Below are 17,982 nucleotides of genomic sequence, written 5' to 3' on the forward strand. Positions count from 1 at the left end.
CGCGACCACAATGCCGCCAGAAACATTCTAACTAGAGCCTTAGGTACGGTGGGGCACACCGGAACTTATCAAAACGCTTGTGGAGAATTGGCCTCTACTTTTCCTGGTTCCGACCTGGTTAAGCAAGTCAACTCGTTGAAGCAAGAATCCCCTAGCTTCTAGCTATGGGGAGTGTCAAGAAATGCTTGATTTCTAAGTGACCGAAAAGTTTTAAATCCCGCTCAAAGGGACATTGACCAGGAATAATTTTGGATAGGAATCTAGCTAGGGTTTGATCTGTAATTTCTATGTGATCCAGCCATTGGCGCACAGGTTTTAGTAAGTCAAAACGTTTTTTGGGCAGTGGCTCAGGCGGAGTCAGACTGCTATTGAGATCAGCTACCTCTGAGAGGAGTGGATTGGTACTGTGCTTGTTGGTTCTGAACATGGCTATACACCTCTAAAATTAGTCAATAAAGTCCTCAGCTAAGGTATTCCGGTGGAATAGCTTTTACAGAGTTCTAGTTAAGTTCATGTAGTTCATGTAGGGTGGGCAGTGCACTAGACAGATAATGAAGCTTGCAAAGCTCGTTGGTAGGCACTGCCCACCCTACGATTAATGAAAATGGTGCAAGATCTCAGTTTTACAGAGTTCTAGTTAAGTAGGTAGACATCAAGTAATCAAACACGATTACTATTGAGCTGTATTGCCATATTGGCGGTAATTTATAAAAATTTATATAGTTATAATTCATAGCATGTCCGGGAGTCTAGGTATTGTAAAGCTTTTGTGTAAGCATTCAGCTATCAGCCATTGGCCTAAGGCCAACGGCTGACAGCTGACGGCTGACAGCTGACGCTTTTGTAATTGGTAATTGGTAATTGGTAATTGGTAATTGGGATTACTCCCGAGCTATTACCTATTACCAAAAAGATAATCAACGATGAACACTACCAAAACAACCGGACATGAGCTCAATTGTTACCACTTAACTTATTAGGTAAGCTTTCAGATAAAAACTATAATAAATCTAGCTTTTTAATGGTTTTTTCACTATTAAAAAGCTAACAGCTTACCTTATTTCAAGCATAAAAATACAAGGGAAAGGTTTGGTAAAGGTTAAAAGAAGAAACACCAATAAAACTATGAACTTTTGATAAAATTAATTGGTTGACTGTTGATTGTTGACTGTTGACTGTTCACAAGCAACAGTCAACGGAAGTTATGCTATAAATTAGCCATTTGTCAGTTACCAATTACTGATTAGGCATCAGGAATTAGGAATTAGGGATTGGGGATTGGGGTAACCCAACCACAGTAGGTTCTGGCAGTGCCCCTTGCATCTTACCTAACCATTCAATCAGGCTCTCTAGCTGTTTGTTGGTCTTGACTAGACCTAGACCACGAACTGTAACTTTACCAGGAGAATAGACAAAACGCGATCGCAAATGTTGGGGCAGGTTCTCTTGGAGTAACTTCCAGGCTGGTTCCTCCATGGGGGTTTCTAGGATAATGTGTTGTTTACCCTCAGGTCGAATTCGGGCAAATCCCAAAGACTTCCCTAACTGTTTTAGTTCCATCACCCGCAGTAATTGCTCTGCCACGGAGGGAATTGGACCATAGCGATCGCTCCAAGCTGCTGCGATCTGTGCTAACTCTTTCTGGGACCCTGCTGCAGCTACTGCTCGATAAGCACTGATTTTTTGGTCTAAATCTGGAATATAGTCAGCGGGAATAAAGGCTGTGATCTGAAGGTCAATCTGGGTATCATCTACTTGAGGAATTTCTTGCCCTTGAATTTCCTTGATCGCTTCTTGCAGCATTTCCATGTAGAGGTCAAAGCCAATGGCTTCCATTTGACCGGATTGTTCTACACCTAGGAGATTCCCCACCCCTCGAATTTCCATATCCCTGGTGGCTAACAGATACCCTGACCCGAGTTGAGTGAACTCCTGAATTGCTCGTAAACGTTTCTTGGCTGCTTCTGAGAGTACCTTCTGGTTCGGATAAAGTAACCAAGCGTGGGCTTGAATCCCCGCCCGACCTACTCTTCCTCGCAATTGGTACAGTTGGGCAAGACCAAATTTGTGAGCATCTTCGATCAAAATGGTGTTGACTCTAGGAATATCGAGCCCAGATTCAATAATCGTAGTACACACTAGGATATCTGCCTCACCGTTGCTAAAGGTGAGCATAATTGACTCTAATTCGGCTGGGTCGAGCTGACCGTGAGCAATGGCGATTCTGGCCTCAAGGATCATTTCCCTGAGTTCCGCAGCAACTTCTTCAATCCCTTCAACCCGAGGTACGACATAGAATACCTGACCACCTCGGTCAAGTTCCATACGAATGGCGGTGCGGACAGCTTCTGGTTTATAGGGAGATAAGTGGGTTTTAATGGGACGCCGTAAGGGGGGTGGTGTAGTAATTAAACTCATTTCTCGTACCCCCGATAAGGACATATAGAGGGTACGGGGAATGGGAGTAGCGCTTAGGGTCAATACATCTACCTGAGTTTTGAAAGATTTAATTTTTTCCTTCTGGTTGACACCAAACCGTTGTTCTTCATCTATCACCAGCAGCCCTAACTCTCGAAACGTTACACTCTTCCCCAGTAACTGATGGGTACCTACTACCACATCTAACTCCCCAGTTTTAAGGCGTTGAAGAATATCACGCTTTTCCTGAGGGGTACGAAAGCGGTTGAGTAGACCGACATTGATCGGGTAGGGAGAAAACCGTTCTTTGATGGTATGATAATGCTGCTGAGTAAGGATAGTGGTCGGGGCAAGAAAAGCTACTTGCTTGTCAGAGGTGACAGCTTTAAAAATAGCCCGAATTGCCACTTCTGTTTTACCAAACCCCACATCCCCACAAACTAACCGATCCATAGGGCGATCGCTTTCTAAATCCCGTTTCACATCCTGTATCGCCTTGAGTTGGTCAGGAGTAGGTTGGTAGGGGAAAGAATCTTCTAATTCCTGCTGCCAAGGGGAATCCGGTGGAAAGCAATAACCGGACTGCTGTGCTCGCTGGGCATAGAGCTTCAGCAAATCCACCGCTACTTTCTTAATACTTTTACGGACACGATTTTTGGTTTTCTCCCAGGTTTTACCGGACATCTTGTGGAGTTGAGGCAAACCGGTACCTGTATGTCGAAACCGAGATAGTACCCCCAACTGATCCGCTGCCACCCGGAGCAAACCATCAGCGTACTTGATCACCAAATACTCGCGAGTTTCATTATTTATGCTTAATTTTTCCAGCTTGAGGAACTGACCGATCCCATGATTCTTGTGAACCACATAATCCCCTGGACGTAGCTTATTGGGGTCAACCTGTTGGGAGGCAGCACGGCGGCGCTTACGGATATAACTGGGAGTTGCCAAGGTATGCTGCCCAAAGAACTCCCGGTCTGTTACCACCACGATCCGGTAAGTAGGGAGGATAAATCCCTCTAGTTCTGCTAAGCCCGAATACTTGACTGCTACCGCTGTCCTCTGGAGATTTAATTTCTCAATAGCTGGGTAATCCCGAGGGTTGGGGACAAACTGGGCAGGACAATCATGTTCTTGGAGCAGGGCAACAGAACGACTAGGTTGGGCAGAAACCAGCCAAATCGAGAAACGGCGATCGCTTTGCTCTCGCAGTACTTCCGCTAGTTTGGCAAACTGGTGGGGTGTTACTGGTACAGAGCGGCTAGCCAGATTAACGGCATTTTGGCTAGTTTCTTCCACCAATTCTGACAAATACAGGATTGGTGGAAGGTTAGTAGGTGGAAGGTTAGTAGGTGGAAGGTTAGTAGGTTGAAGGTTATTAGGTTGAAGGTTAGTAGGTGGAAGGTTAGTAGGTTGAAGGTTAGTAGGTTGAAGGTTAGTAGGTTGAAGGTTATTAGGTTGAAGGTTAGTAGGTTGAAGGTTAGTAGGTTGTTCGCGTAGCGTGGCCGAAAGGCCAAGGTTTGAATCTTCAACCTGGAACTGGTTAACGTTCAACTCTAGAACATGATCAAAATAACGATGGAGACAGGGCAGGGAATGATTCAGTTCCTCTAATTGTTCTTGGGCATGTTCCACCCAGCGATCGCAATGGGCAGCACACTGTTCTGGTTCATCAATGACAATTAAAGTATTTTCTGGCAGGTAATCCAGTAGAGAGGCTGGCTGGTCAAAGGCAATACCCAAGAAACGGCGGCTACCCTCTAAAGACTGACCTCCCTCGAAAGATTCTTGCTCCTGAGGTGAGAGATAAGATTGGATTAGTTCAGCCTTTGAGGTTCTCAGCACTTGGCTAATAATGTGACCAAAATCCGTGGGGGTCAGCACGATGCCGTCAATTTTATCCAGGGAACGCTGGGTTGCGGGGTCAAACTCCCGCAACTGCTCTAACTCATCCCCGAACCATTCCAGCCGCACTGGCAATTCTAAAGCTACGGGGAAAACATCTACAATATCACCGCGCCGACTCCACTGACCTTCTGTTTCCACTAGGGGAACCCGTTCATAACCCAGCTGTGCTAACTTTTTATCAAGGTTTTTCCCATCCCAAGTCATGCCCTGGTTAAGGGTAAGGCAGTAGGGCTTAAAGGCATCGACAGGGGGCAAGTGGGGTTGGAGTGCTGCTTGAGTGGCAACAATCGCCATCCGATCAGTTGAAGGTTGAACCAACGAAGGTTGTAAGTCAGAACTTTCAACTGGCAACCTGTCAACCTTCAGGCTTTCGACCAAATCTGCCAATACTTGCATTTGTCCCCAGGTCATTTCCGACTCTGGGTCAAAGGGTTCATAGGGTGATGCTTCTGAGGTGGGGTATAAGTGGACTGTATCCCAACCCATGGCTTCCAGTTGGGTTGCCCAGCGACTTGCTTCTTCTAGGGTGCTACAGACTACGAATAGGAGGCGTTGGTCTGCCTTGGCCAGGGCTGATGCTACTAATCCCTTTGGCAAACGGGGAATACCATTCAGAGATAGATACTGTTGGCGATTTAGTTTCGTGAGTAGTTCACTGGTGAGAGGGGAGTGCTCTAGTGTCCGAATGATCGAGGAAAGTGCCATTAGTTCAGTGGGTACTTGACAATAGGGCTTCCAGGATAGCTGTTTCTCTCATTTTACTAGGAATAGCACTGCCTGGGAAAAATTGACTGTTGTTGAATAGGTTAACTTATCTCATTAGTGGCCTTACCACTGGATGCAGGAGTGTTTCCAAGTCCGTCGGTCTAGATTAATTGATATTGAATAAGCCAAAATCCTGTTTAGGTAAAGGATTCGGCTATAACAGTTTCAGGGGTGACGACTTGATCGGAAGACTAATCTTTAGAAGATTTAATTTTCCTAGGTTAGATTAAACAGATATTGCCGAGCAAAATTCCCCTTAATTTCTAGACAAAATAACAAAGAGCTACCGTTCAGAAATACATGACTGACTCAAGCAGCAATAATGGATAATACTGACTTGAATAACTTTAAGAATAAAACTCCTCAGGTTCTCGTGGTTGATGATGAGAAGATCATGCGCTTGGTGCTACGTCGTAGCTTGACAAAGGAAGGATATAAAGTCATTGAAGCTAGCAACGGTGAGCAATGTCTGAATATCTGTGAGCAGCAATTGCCAGACATTGTGCTTTTAGATGCCAAAATGCCCATAATTGATGGGTTTACCTGCTGTGGCAAATTGAAGGATAACTTGGGTTCTGAATGTCCTCCTATACTAATGATTACAGCCCTCTATGATGAGGAATCTGTAGAACGAGCGTTTGAAGCTGGTGCGACAGATTATATAACTAAGCCAATGCACTGGGCAGTTTTACGACGAAGAGTAGGTCGTTTGATTGAATCAAGTTGGACAATGAAACAGTTAAAAATCGCCAATAAAGAGTTGGCACGCCTGGCTACTATCGATGGCTTAACCCAAGTTGCCAACCGCCGAGCCTTTGACGAATATTTGAACAACGAATGGTCTCGACTGGCACGGGAAGAAAAGCCATTATCTTTAGTTTTGTGTGACATTGATTTTTTTAAGCTTTACAATGACACTTATGGACACCAATCAGGAGATGAGTGTCTTAAACAAGTTGCTCAAATCCTTGATCAAGCAGCAAAGCGTCCAGCGGATATGGTGGCTCGCTATGGGGGTGAGGAATTTGTGGTAATGTTGCCGAGTACTGATATACAAGGCGCTATTCAGGTAGCAGAAACCATTGAAACTAAACTCTACAAAAAGGCGATCCCTCATTCTGGTTCTCTGGTGAGTGACATTGTTACCGTCAGCCTAGGGTGTGCCAGTACTATTACCACAGGAAAATCCTCCCCATATAATTTATTATCCGAGGCTGATAAAGCGCTATATCATGCAAAAGTTTCCGGAAGAAATCGCATGGTTAATGTTAGTTATGAAAAACAAATCAGTAGTAATTATAATGAAAATAATCTTGACGCCAACTAGCATCTTTTCTACGGTCAGTGGGCAATTCTAACACTCTAATGCCTTGGCTAGGAAGTGGTTTTAAACGTTGCTTCAGCTGCTGCCATGATTGAATCAGCTGGTGCTCTACTCCATAACTCAGACACAACTGATAAAAATTGACATCTTGGGGTGTGGCAAAGAATTCTTCAAAGGGTGGGTCAAATTTGGCAATGGGCAACATCTCGAAAATGCCACCACCATTGTTATTAATTAAGATAATGGTTAAATGACCAACAAACTTGTTTTTAATTAGGAAACCATTGGTGTCATGCAAAAATGCTAAGTCACCCGTTAGCATCACACTGCTTTGATTACGATGAGCAATACCTAAAGCTGTTGATAAGGTACCATCAATCCCATTAGCGCCCCGATTAAACCAAGGTCGAATCCTGGTGTTACCAGGTTTCCAAAAGAACTCCACATCTCTGACTGGCATACTGTTAGCAATAAATAGAGGTGTTTCCGGTGGTAGACATTGGGACAGTAACCAAGCAGCTTTGCCTTCAAACAACTGACTCATTTTAGTCATTGTTTGATCAACCTTTGCCCTGACCTTCGCTTCAGCCTCACACCACTTTTGTAGGTAAGGTTGGGTTGCAGGTTGCAGGTTGGTATTGGTTGCAGGTTGCAGGTTATCTGGTTGCAGGTTATCTGGTTGCAGGTTATCTGGTTGCAGGTTATCTGGTTGCAGGTTGGTATTGGTTGTAGGTTGCAGGTTATCTGGTTGCAGGTTATCTGGTTGCAGGTTATCTGGTTGCAGGTTAGAACCGTCAACCTTCAACGGTGGTGAACCTTGGCCAAAAGGCCACGCTTTCGCCGTAGGCGACGCTGCGCGAACGCGAACAACCTTCAACCTTTCAACCTTCAACGGTGGTGAACCGTCAACCTTCAACCTTTCAACCTTCAACGGTGGTGAACCGTCAACCTTCAACCTTTCAACCTTCAACTCCTTTACCCATATCCCCAGTTGTTCTACACTCATGCGCAGATGAGTTGTTGTGCCATGGAGGGGGTCGAGGTTGTGGTGGCTAGGGTCAATCACCCAACGTCGCGGTTGACATTTATCCAACCAAGCACGCAGTTCTTTGCTAATCGGTAGTTCACCGATGTGAATAACCATTGTGGGTTTTAGCTGTTGCGCTAATCGTGGATTACGCAGGATCAAGTCATAGGTGGAAATTAGATCTCGGTTGAGGTCGCAATAGTTTCTTACCGGTGAGAGCCCTTCTGCTAATACAGGCCATCTTAAGGTTTTGGACAAGGATGCGATCGCATTACAATAGTCTTTGGGATTTTGGGGTTGAGCTGGACCAGCGATAATAATTCCTTCCTGGGATTCTTGCCACTGTTCTAGGATTTTACCGGTTGCAGGTTCCAGGTTATAAGTTGTAGGTTGCAGGTTGTCAGTTACAGCTTGCTCTTGACAGTGAGCGAAGAATTCTTCTGGTTGTAATTGGGATTTTAATGGGTTAGTGGTTGTGTCGGGAATAGGTGGGAGAGGGTCACGGAAAGGTAGATTTAAGTGTACTGGACCAGGGGTAGGAAAATGTGTTAGTGGAGTGCTGCCAAAGGAGGCTCGCTCCCAAGCATGAACTACGGTTTGCCGTAGATAACGGAGCATACTGATATCAGCTTGAGGTACCGCTAGGGTACTTTGCCAGTTGGGATAGTTGCCGTATAATTTGATTTGGTCAATGGTTTGTCCGGAATGACAATCTTGGAGTTCTGGGGGACGGTCAGCAGTCAATACCAATAGTGGCACTCGGCTTTCTCTGGCTTCAATCACAGCGGGATAGAAATTAGCCCCAGCCGTGCCAGAGGTACAAACCAGTACAACTGGTTTTCCCGATTGTCGAGCAATGCCTAAGGCGAAAAAGCTGGCTGAACGTTCATCTAGAACTGGAATCGCCTCGATCTGTGGGTGTTGAGCAAACGCAACAGTTAGAGGGGTTGAGCGTGACCCTGGACAGATGATTGCTGTGGTCAATCCCAAGCGCTGTAGGGTTTCTACCAGTATGGAAGCCCAGAGGCTATTGGTGTTGCGAAAATCAATAGGCATTCAATTAGGTTAATCAACATTTTATTTGATTATTTTAAATGTTGATTCGGTTTTGTTGACAGTTGACGGTTGACTACCCTAATTCCTAATCGCTAATCCCTACTCCCTAAAAAAAATCTCTGACATTTTTCACAAATTCATTGACGTTCTCAAAATGGATGTTATGTCCACAATCAGCAATGACGTTTAACTTAGCTTCTGTACAACGTGTTACTATTTCTGAGTTAATCGATTTAAATTTATGATCATAGTCTCCGACTAGCAAAAGCAAAGGAACTTGATTATGTTGGAGTGATTCCCACAGAGATGGTTGGCATCCTGTACTCATATGACGCAGAGATTTAGCTAATTCCAGAGGGTTATTTTGTTGTCGAATCTTGATAATTTGTTCAAAGTTAGGGTGCTGCTTGAGGGAGGTGAACAGAGGCTGATTGTACCAATTTGATAAGAAGGTCAATAAATCTTCAGTTTCCAATTTTTCGGCAATTTGCCAATCTCGTTGACGGCGCTTTAATTGTTCTGCTTGAGTCTTTAGCCCTGGAGATGCTGATTCGAGTAGTACTTTACTAAAACATTGGGGGAAATGAAGGGTCATGTAGAGAGCCAATCGACCTCCCATAGAATAGCCAACTAAAAAACATGGTTCAAAGTTTAACTGCTCTAGTAAGTCCTTTAAGGCGTGAGCAGTGTTTGGCATGGTGTAGCACTCATCCCCACCTAACACTTTGGTCTTACCATGACCAGGTAAATCAACACCTAGACAACAAAATTCCTCACAAAGTAATGATATTGCTTCATCAAATTCCTGGCTGCTACCCATGAATCCATGGCAAAAAAGAATCCGTGGTTGCTCTCGGTTTCCTCTTAACTCATAGTGAAATTGATATCGCATTTATCAAATATATAGCGTTTTTAAATTGGTTGAGGTACAAATTTATGGATTTTAGGGAGCAGGGAGCAGGGAGCAGGGAGCAGGTAAGAGGTAAGAGGTAAGAGGTAAGAGGTAAAAAATAATGTGTACCTCATAGCTACGATAAACGCTATAACTGATTATCCAACAGCAACCACCAATGAACACAGGCTTACACTAAGCCTTTAAGAAGCACCATTAGCTTAAGGTTAATTTCTGCGAGTTCTTTATTGGGATCAGAGCCAGCAACAATTCCAGCACCAGCGTAGAGCCGAGCGTGATTACCTGCTATCAAAGCAGACCGAATCCCAACGATAAATTCACTATTGCCTTGATAATCTATCCATCCGAGGGGAGCAGCATACAGAGAACGGTCAAAGGTTTCGTAGTGTCGGATTTGCTCACAAGCAATTTTGGTAGGAACACCAGCCACTGCTGGAGTAGGATGCAGTTTCGCTATAATATCTAGGGGATTGACATCAGCTGGTAATGCTGCTTTAATCGGAGTCCATAAATGCTGGATATTCGAGAGTTTCAGCAGTTGGGGAGATGGCAAAAAATCCAGTTCCAAACCCAGTTGACAAAGACGTTGGATAATAAATTCACTCACTGCGTTATGTTCACGTCTCTCTTTTTCACTACTAAGTAATTGGTTCGCCAAATCCGCATCTTCAGCTGGGGTTTTACCTCGTGGAGCAGACCCTGCTAAAGCATCCGTCACTAACTGATGGTCGTAAATACTAATCAGACGTTCAGGACTAGCGCCAATAAAGTTTTTACCTTTGCCGTTACTGATGGAAAAAATATAGCAATCTGGATAATTATGGCGCAAATTGTCCAGAGAATCTACCAGATTAAAGGGTATTGGTGAGACGACATCCACGGCTTGGGAAAGGACAATTTTGCTAAATTGATTGGCTTGGATAGATTTTAAGGCTGATGAAACCGATAACTTGAAGTCTTTGGCTTTTTTTGAATCTTGCTTGAGAAATTCATGATGGTTAGCCTTACCAGTAAAACAGTAGAGCAGACGACCAGAAGAGGTGATTAGATTGAACTGCCGACCTAGGCTTTCGACCAGCCAATCCAGATTAACTTGAGAATTGATTTCAAGATTAGCCACTACTACACATCGGCTTTGACAAAGTGAAATTTGCCAGCGAGGTAGAAAAATAGTGGCAGATGGGAAAGGGTTGTTACTATTAAGCTTATCACCAAAAAACGTAAAGCTACAGAAGAAATGAGGTCCAGCAAATCGCTGCTCTATTTTACCACTAATTATGGTGTTAGCTAGACATGAGTCGATAAATTTTTGCGCTTTATAGAAGCGTTGCTCACCAGCTAAATTAAGGTCAACAGCCGCATCAATAGCAACAATTGATTCTTTATTACTTCTATTTTCAAAATAGAAGTGTAGGGGCTCGGGCGTGGCGGCAAAAGGGGCGGCTCTATCCCGAATTGCCTGAAAAACCGCCAGTGGGTCGAGGGGGGAAATTTCTTGAGAAATACTGGCAATTTTGGCAATACCTTGTTTTTGAGATTTTTTCTGGCAGGCTAAGAGAAACTGATGTAACTCTTTAGGCTCATGAAACAGCTTAGCAGGGCAGGGAATGACTGACATATATAGGGTTTCTTGAATTACAGGAGTGTTTACCTCAATGAACGACAACACAAACGCGATTGGCCTTGGCCTTTTTGCCACGCTACGCGAATGGCCACGCTGCGCGAACGCTCTTTACTACATATTTCTTAATTTGTATTTACATAACTTATTTAATTCACATTTAATTCACAGCATTTATAGTTACTAATGATCAATTATAAGCATGTTTGGCAATTAAGAAAAGCAGGGTAAGGGCAAAAATCAATAAATAGGCGGTTTTATCGCAACTATTGAAAAAAATTGCCATAATCATGATAATCAAGGCTTACTATGGTCATAATCCTTGCTCTATTCTTGATGCAGTCGCTCATGGGGGGAACCCCCTTTGGCGGCGCTGCATCGCTATCACATTTTGGTTTAATTTTTCTTGCGCTTACCCTAGAATTCTATAATTGCTCACCATCAAGAAATGATCAGCCCTAGTTTTGGTAGTAAAAATTTTGGTTTGGATGACAAATCATTTATTTGGTCACTAGTCAAGACGGAAATCAAGGGGATATTAGTATAGACAATCCCTGATTAATTTTTCCAACCTACTACAAATAAAAAGCTGCCCTTTTGGGTAGATACCACTTCAGTTTTGATGAAGCCTACTTCTCTTAAGAGGTTAACAATTTTATCGGTAGAGTAAAGAGAGGGAGCTTTAACTCCGCCAATCAATAAATCCATTATTTCTAATTCTGGCAAAAATGATGGTGAAGGAACCAAACTGTCAGTGCTAGGTTCTAGGATAATCACCATACCCTTTGGTCTTAAAACCTGAAAAGATTTTTTGATAAACTGGCTACCATAATCGCTGTACGACAATTTTCTAAATAAGAAGACAAGATCATATTCTTCTTTAGCACCCCACTGGTCAGACAAAGCGTTTCCTTCGGCAGATATAATAATCTCTTCCGGAGATTTAGGTAAAGGATACTTGCTTAAAAGTCGATCTAAAAAATCAATTTGATTTTCCAAGCCTGCCAGCACAAAGTCTACATCAGTTTTGCGTTCCAGTAGCTTGCCTATAAAGGTAATACCCACTTCGCCAGTAATAATTCTCTTAACCTGATCAAGAGGAATTTTAGTGAACAATTCTCGGGAAGGTTCTTTCAGATATTCGTTAGCAAATGCATAGTACTCATAAAGGGTTTCATCATTACCATTAAACAAATCCATCTGCTGATTTGAGCTGCCGGTTTGGATAGTTAAGTTTAATGATAACCAGGATGACCATGTCTGAGAGACTAGATTGTAATAATCTCCCAAATAACTTGGACTTTCTCTAACTAAGTAATTCTTAGTCATTTGGGTATTAACATAGCCAAAACCTTGATTATGATTAGTTTGGCTAATTTTGAGATAACCAAGACTCTCCAAAACCCTCAGCAATCGCTCAGTTGAGATCAAATTAAGATTCAAATCCCTGGCTACTAAATTAGCAGAAACTCCGGGATGCTTATGCAGATAATCAAAAACACCAAGTTTCACAGCTGACATAATAATTGCAGTGCGTTGGAAACTGGTGGCATCTGCCAGCATTTCTGCTCTTTCTAAGAGTCTGATTCGATTACCAATAAGTTTGCTTAAGGTATTGATAGTTTCTGGAAAATACTTTTTGATCACCAAGGCTAAGCCTACCAATTTAGATGGCAGTCCAAATCTTGGCTGTTTCGACTTGATATCTAGAGTATCCCTTTCTAGCACTCTTACATTACTGGTCATACTTTTTAGTCATACTTTTTAGGATTGCTTACAAGACTTACAGGGTGCGTTATTAACGCACTCTACTACTTATAGAGTTTGGGGTTCAGTTTTGGGTAAGTCCTATAGTAATAGTAGTTTTTTTATCACTTTAGTTAATATTTTGTCAATAAAATTTACATAAATTGACGTATTATCAAAACAAGACCTTGATTGGGATTAATGGTATTCTGCTATTGCTGCCCCTTAACACCCTTTAACTGAGATCTTGCACCATTGTCATTAATCTTCGGGTGGGCAGTGCCTACCAACGCGGTTTGTAAGCTTCATTATCTGTCTGGTGCACTGCCCACCCTACATGAACCTTAACACCGTTGAAGACTGCCCCTTAACACCGTTGAAGACCGTTGACCCAAAGCTTGAACAGTCCCAGCAGTATTGGTTGATGGTTTGACGGTCACTCTAGCACGACTGGCATTCATATTCCGTGACTATTTTGACAACAAACACAATTAATGCTCCTAGCTCCAAACAGAAACTGTGGCTAGCAGCCATCAAGCCCCCCATGTATAGCGTGGCAATTATCTATGTTTGGGTGGCAGCTGCTGTGGCATGGTTTGAGACCAATCACCTCGATTTGAAAATATTTTTGACATTTGTCAGTGCTTCGATTCTGATTCTGGCTTGGGAGAATCTGAGTAACGATGTGTTTGACTCTGAGACTGGGATTGATAAAAACAAAGCTCACTCGATAGTCAACCTGACGGGAAACAAATCGTTAATTTTTTGGCTAGGGAACCTGTGTTTAGGACTGGGTATCCTTGGTATGCTACTGATCTGCTGGTGGCAGCAAGACTTAACAGTGATGGCGTTAGTACTCCTATGCTGCAGCCTTGGCTATATGTACCAAGGACCTCCCTTTCGCCTGGGCTACCAAGGTCTAGGAGAGATTCTGGTCTTTTTGAGCTTTGGTCCGTTAGGCATGTCAGCTGCCTACTACAGTCAAACCCAGAGTTGGTCTGTCACTAACCTGGCGGCATCGATAATTGTGGGTCTGGCGACTATGTTAATTCTATTTTGCTCCCATTTTCACCAAGTAAAGGATGATATAGCAGCTGGGAAGCGATCGCCTATTGTTCGCCTTGGCACCAAAAGGGGTGCTAAACTGTTGCCCTGGATTTGTGGTAGCCTATTTGCTGCTACTGCTGGGTTTGTGATCATGGGGCTATTCCCCATATCGACATTACTCAGTTTGGTAGGATTGCCTTTTGCTATCAAGCTTTGCCGCCATGTTAACGCTCATCACAACCAACCGGAAAAGGTGAGTAATTGTAAGTTTATTGCCGTAGCGCTACATTTTTGGAGTGGACTCTTGTTGGGTGTCGGTTTCGTAATTAACCTTAATTAACCTTAATTGAACGAATCATGTCAAACCAATCCCAGGAGATTCAGGGAATTTTTGATAACATCTCTTCTAACTATGACCAGCTTAATGACTGGATCAGTTGGGGTCAGCATCGAATTTGGAAGCTGATGACGGTTAAATGGGCTGAGCCTAAGCCAGGAGATACCTGTGTTGACCTGTGTTGTGGCAGTGGAGACCTGACTCGACTATTAGCCGAGAGAGTAGGCACTCTAGGAAAGGTGTATGGAGTAGATTTTGCTCCCCAGATGTTAGCGATCGCAAAACAAAAATCCTCTGAACCACAGATTGACTGGGTAGAGGCGGATGTTTTAGATTTACCATTTGCTGACAATACCTTTGACGGAGCAACTATGGGATATGGATTACGTAATGTCGTAGATATCCCCAAGAGCCTAAAGGAAATTTACCGTATTCTTAAACCAGGGGCTAAAGCAGCAATTCTTGACTTTCACTTACCGTCTCAGGCTCTGTTTCGGCAGTTTCAACAGTGGTATATGGAAACTATTGTTGTTCCCCTAGCCCGTGATCAAGGACTTGAGGAAGAGTATGCCTATATCTGGCCTAGTGTACAGCGATTCCCCCGTGGTCCGGAGCAAGAATCTTTAGCACAGCAAGTAGGCTTTCGTGCAACTCACTACCCGATTGTTGGCGGAACCTTAGGAGTATTGGTATTAACAAAACCTAGAAGTGTTGAATCGGGAATCGGGAATCGGGAATCGGGAATCGGGATGCAGCGCAATAGCAATTAGCAATTACAGCGTTTTTCATAACTATTAGGTACACAGGATTTTTTCCCTATTCCCTCTTACCTGTTCCCTGTTAGCTGTTCCCTGTTCCCTAAAACCCAGGAATTTGTACCTCACCCAATTGCAAACCGCTGTAATAAATGACCAACTATCAGTTCAAGTTTCACCCATACCAGCGTCCCTTTAAACATCCCCTGTCTACTAGTCATGGCCAATGGACAGTCAGAGAAGGTATCATTCTTAGCCTTAGTGATGAAATAGGAAACATTGGCTGGGGTGAAATTGCTCCTATCCCTTGGTTTGGTTCGGAAACTCTGGAACAAGCCTTTAATTTTTGCGAGCAATTACCTCAGGAGATTACTACAGAGGAGATTTTCGCCATTCCTGCTGAACTCCCTTGCTGTCAATTTGGGTTTGAATCGGCTTGGGAGCTAGTGATGGGCAAAGGACTTTCTACAAAGGACTTTGAACCAAGCAAACAACACTACAGTTACTTGTTGCCGAGTTATGACGCAGCAAAACAGTCCTGGGAAGCTCCCTGGAATCAGGGATACCGAAGCTTTAAATGGAAAATTGGTATTGCTCCGATTGAGGATGAAGTCAAGATAGTTCAGGAGTTGGTTGAAGCAATACCTGCTTCTGGCCAATTGCGTTTGGATGCCAATGGGGGATTGACTAAACAAGAAGCTGAGCAGTGGCTGATGGTATGTGACACCATTGGAGCGGTTGAGTTTATCGAACAGCCCCTACCTCCAGAGCAGTTCGATGTGATGTTGGAGATGAGCCACAACTATTCCACTGCGATCGCATTGGATGAATCTGTGGCAACCCTTGACCAACTTGAACAGTGTTACCAGCGGGGATGGCGAGGAATTTTTGTGATTAAAGCTGCGATCGCAGGTTCTCGGAAACGACTACGGCAGTTTTGCGACACCTATCCGATTGATACCGTTTTTTCATCCGCCTTGGAAACTACCATTGGTCAACAAGCGGTTCTCCAGCTAGCAGCAGAACTCTCTGACTTCAAGCGCGCTGTAGGTTTTGGTGTCAACCATTGGTTTAATGAAGGTTTAAGAGATGGTTGAAAGTTGGAATGTTGAAGGTTGGAATGTTGAAGGTTGGAATGTTGAAGGTTTGATGGTTGAAGGTTGGAATGTTGAAGGTTGGAATGTTGAAGGTTTGATGGTTGAAGGTTTGATGGTTGAAGGTTTGATGGTTGAAGGTTTGATGGTTGAAGGTTTGATGGTTGAAGGTTTGATGGTTGAAGGTTGGAATGTTGAAGGTTTGATGGTTGAAGGTTTGATGGTTTTTAGGTTATTGGGTTTTTAGGTTATTGGGTTATTTGGTTATTGGGTTATTTGGTTAGATGATTGAAGGTTGGAATGTTTAAAGTTATTGGGTGTTAAGGTTATTTGGTTAGATGGTTAAAGCGTTAAAGAGCAAATATCGGCAGGATTCATACGTCCAGCAGCCCCTAAGCTATGTCCAACAACGTTCTGGTGAACAATGGCTGATTGGCTATGACAGTCAGCAACTTAACCAACTCATTGAGCAATACTGTCAGCAATTCTCCCAACTTTCCCAGGAAAAAGCACCGAAAATTCTTTTAGTAGAGCAAAATCCTCTTAAATTTATAGCCGCTTTCCTAGTTGCTGTTGCCACTAATTGTCATGTCTTCTTAGGGAATCCCCACTGGGTAAAACCAGAATGGCAACAAGTCCTTAACCAAATCCATCCCGATCTAATTATCGGAGAATTAGCCAGTATCATTGAGCCATCAACACTCAATAATAAACAGTCAACACTCAATAGTAAATATTCAAAACTCAATAATCCGCCCTCAGCACTCATTATGATTCCCACAGGGGGCTCATCTGGCAAAATCCGCTTTGCGATTCACACTTGGGAAACCTTAATGGCATCAGTAGCAGGGTTTCATCAGTATTTTGGGAACAAGCCAGTGAATTCCTTTTGTGTCTTGCCTCTGTATCATGTCAGTGGTTTGATGCAGTTTATGCGATCGCTTACTACAGGCGGACGTATGGTAATTTTGCCCTTCAAAGCCTTGAAAGCTGGGGAAGGACGAGACATTGATCCCAAAGAATTTTTTATCTCTCTGGTACCGACTCAACTAGCCAAGCTCATCAACCAAGATGCGGCTGACTGGTTATCCCGCTTTCGGACAGTCTTGTTAGGGGGGGCTCCGGCGTGGGAATCCCTATTAACACAAGCAAGACAGTATCGTATTCCTTTAGCTCTTACCTATGGCATGACCGAAACCGCTTCTGGTGTAGTCACCCTTAAACCTGAGGATTTCCTCAGTGGTAACAGTGGTAACAATAGTTGTGGTCAGGTGTTACCCCATGCCAAGGTGACCATTCGCAATGGTAATGGAGAAATTCTCAAGGCTAATCAAACTGGTGTGATTACTATTGAAGCAAAGTCTTTATTCCATGGCTACTATAGCCCTAGCAAAAATCTTGCCCTAGAGTCTGAGGTAAGTAAATTTCCCAACAGACTCCAAACGCTACAATCGGACGATTTAGGCTATTTCGATCAACAGGGTTACTTATATACTGTTGGCCGTCGCAGTAACAAAATTATTACCGGTGGTGAAAATGTGTTTCCCGCTGAGGTAGAACAGGTAATTCGTGGCACAGGGCTCGTCAGTGATGTTTGTGTGATTGGCTTACCCGATGACTATTGGGGTCAAGTGGTAACCGCTGTTTTTGTGCCTAGTTCCGATCAGGTTTCTGTTGCGATGGTGCAACAAAAGGTAGAGGGGAATTTGAGTAAATTCAAGTGTCCTAAGGATTGGGTGGCGGTAGAATCTTTACCGCGCAATGGTCAAGGAAAATTGAATTATCAGCAAGTGAAAGTTATCGCGCGTGATTGTTTAAGTAATTGAAACTCAACGAAATCAATTAGGTCAATCTAAATTGCTAGGCTGGGGATACGGCGGTTTGCATAACTATCAGGTACACAGGATTGTTTTTCCACTTCCGACTTCCCTGCTCCCTGCTCCCTGCTCCCTGCTCCCTAAGTAACTGCCA

General features: G+C 43.5%; 11 protein-coding genes and 3 pseudogenes. 7 read left to right on the forward strand and 7 right to left on the reverse strand.

All coding sequences use genetic code 11. The features are described 5' to 3' along the window. Positions 1 to 162, forward strand: a pseudogene (locus F6J94_RS14420) (RNA-guided endonuclease TnpB family protein); the annotation flags it as partial. Here the strand turns inward: F6J94_RS14420 and F6J94_RS14425 are convergent. Then, positions 152 to 427: a Mo-dependent nitrogenase C-terminal domain-containing protein gene (locus F6J94_RS14425; RefSeq protein WP_293041256.1), complete on the reverse strand. Its 276-nt coding sequence runs from the start codon at positions 425 to 427 to the stop codon at positions 152 to 154. The pseudogene F6J94_RS14420 and the gene F6J94_RS14425 overlap by 11 nt on opposite strands. 830 nt (positions 428 to 1,257) lie before the next feature. Then, the gene (mfd, locus tag F6J94_RS14430) at positions 1,258 to 5,031 is read right to left on the reverse strand and encodes a transcription-repair coupling factor (protein ID WP_293041265.1); all 3,774 of its coding nucleotides are present in this window, start codon (positions 5,029 to 5,031) and stop codon (positions 1,258 to 1,260) included. A gap of 382 nt (positions 5,032 to 5,413) precedes the next feature. On the opposite strand from mfd, the gene F6J94_RS14435 reads away from it, so the two are divergent. Further along, positions 5,414 to 6,418 (forward strand): PleD family two-component system response regulator, encoded by a 1,005-nt coding sequence (locus F6J94_RS14435; RefSeq protein ID WP_293041275.1) that lies wholly within the window; start codon positions 5,414 to 5,416, stop codon positions 6,416 to 6,418. Between the two features lie 635 nt (positions 6,419 to 7,053). Further along, positions 7,054 to 7,431 (forward strand): pentapeptide repeat-containing protein, encoded by a 378-nt coding sequence (locus tag F6J94_RS34285; RefSeq protein WP_367142209.1) that lies wholly within the window; start codon positions 7,054 to 7,056, stop codon positions 7,429 to 7,431. Positions 7,432 to 7,463: 32 nt separating this feature from the next. Here the strand turns inward: F6J94_RS34285 and menD are convergent. The 4 genes and pseudogenes from menD to F6J94_RS14455 form a co-directional block, all read right to left on the reverse strand. Beyond that, positions 7,464 to 8,498 (reverse strand): annotated as a pseudogene (gene menD, locus F6J94_RS34290) (2-succinyl-5-enolpyruvyl-6-hydroxy-3-cyclohexene-1-carboxylic-acid synthase); the annotation flags it as partial. A gap of 106 nt (positions 8,499 to 8,604) precedes the next feature. Then, positions 8,605 to 9,390 carry a 2-succinyl-6-hydroxy-2,4-cyclohexadiene-1-carboxylate synthase gene (menH, locus tag F6J94_RS14445; protein WP_293041286.1) on the reverse strand — a complete coding sequence of 262 codons (786 nt, stop codon included), beginning with the start codon at positions 9,388 to 9,390 and terminating at the stop codon, positions 8,605 to 8,607. Positions 9,391 to 9,580: 190 nt separating this feature from the next. Next, positions 9,581 to 11,029 carry an isochorismate synthase MenF gene (locus tag F6J94_RS14450; RefSeq protein ID WP_293041298.1) on the reverse strand — a complete coding sequence of 483 codons (1,449 nt, stop codon included), beginning with the start codon at positions 11,027 to 11,029 and terminating at the stop codon, positions 9,581 to 9,583. Positions 11,030 to 11,590: 561 nt separating this feature from the next. Continuing rightward, positions 11,591 to 12,679: a methyltransferase dimerization domain-containing protein gene (locus F6J94_RS14455; RefSeq protein ID WP_293041301.1), complete on the reverse strand. Its 1,089-nt coding sequence runs from the start codon at positions 12,677 to 12,679 to the stop codon at positions 11,591 to 11,593. A 574-nt stretch (positions 12,680 to 13,253) separates the two neighbouring features. On the opposite strand from F6J94_RS14455, the gene menA reads away from it, so the two are divergent. The 3 genes from menA to F6J94_RS14470 all read left to right on the forward strand — a co-directional run bounded on the left by menA (position 13,254) and on the right by F6J94_RS14470 (position 16,014). Further along, a complete protein-coding gene (menA, locus tag F6J94_RS14460; protein ID WP_293041288.1) occupies positions 13,254 to 14,165 on the forward strand; it encodes a 2-carboxy-1,4-naphthoquinone phytyltransferase in 912 nt (303 codons plus the stop codon). Positions 14,166 to 14,182: 17 nt separating this feature from the next. After that, positions 14,183 to 14,932 carry a bifunctional demethylmenaquinone methyltransferase/2-methoxy-6-polyprenyl-1,4-benzoquinol methylase UbiE gene (ubiE, locus tag F6J94_RS14465; RefSeq protein WP_293041291.1) on the forward strand — a complete coding sequence of 250 codons (750 nt, stop codon included), beginning with the start codon at positions 14,183 to 14,185 and terminating at the stop codon, positions 14,930 to 14,932. A gap of 137 nt (positions 14,933 to 15,069) precedes the next feature. Next, positions 15,070 to 16,014, forward strand: coding sequence for an o-succinylbenzoate synthase (locus F6J94_RS14470; RefSeq protein WP_293041293.1), 945 nt, complete (start codon positions 15,070 to 15,072; stop codon positions 16,012 to 16,014). On the opposite strand, the pseudogene F6J94_RS14475 reads toward F6J94_RS14470, so the two are convergent. Further along, a pseudogene (locus F6J94_RS14475) lies at positions 15,912 to 16,145 on the reverse strand (pentapeptide repeat-containing protein); the annotation flags it as partial. The gene F6J94_RS14470 and the pseudogene F6J94_RS14475 overlap by 103 nt on opposite strands. A 204-nt stretch (positions 16,146 to 16,349) precedes the next feature. Here F6J94_RS14475 and F6J94_RS14480 point away from each other — a divergent pair. Then, positions 16,350 to 17,837, forward strand: coding sequence for a 2-succinylbenzoate--CoA ligase (locus F6J94_RS14480; protein WP_293041296.1), 1,488 nt, complete (start codon positions 16,350 to 16,352; stop codon positions 17,835 to 17,837). The last annotated feature ends 145 nt before the right edge of the window (positions 17,838 to 17,982 follow it).

Origin of the sequence: Moorena sp. SIO1F2, assembly GCF_010672755.1 — a bacterium.
Taxonomy (GTDB): Bacteria; Cyanobacteriota; Cyanobacteriia; order Cyanobacteriales; family Coleofasciculaceae; genus Moorena.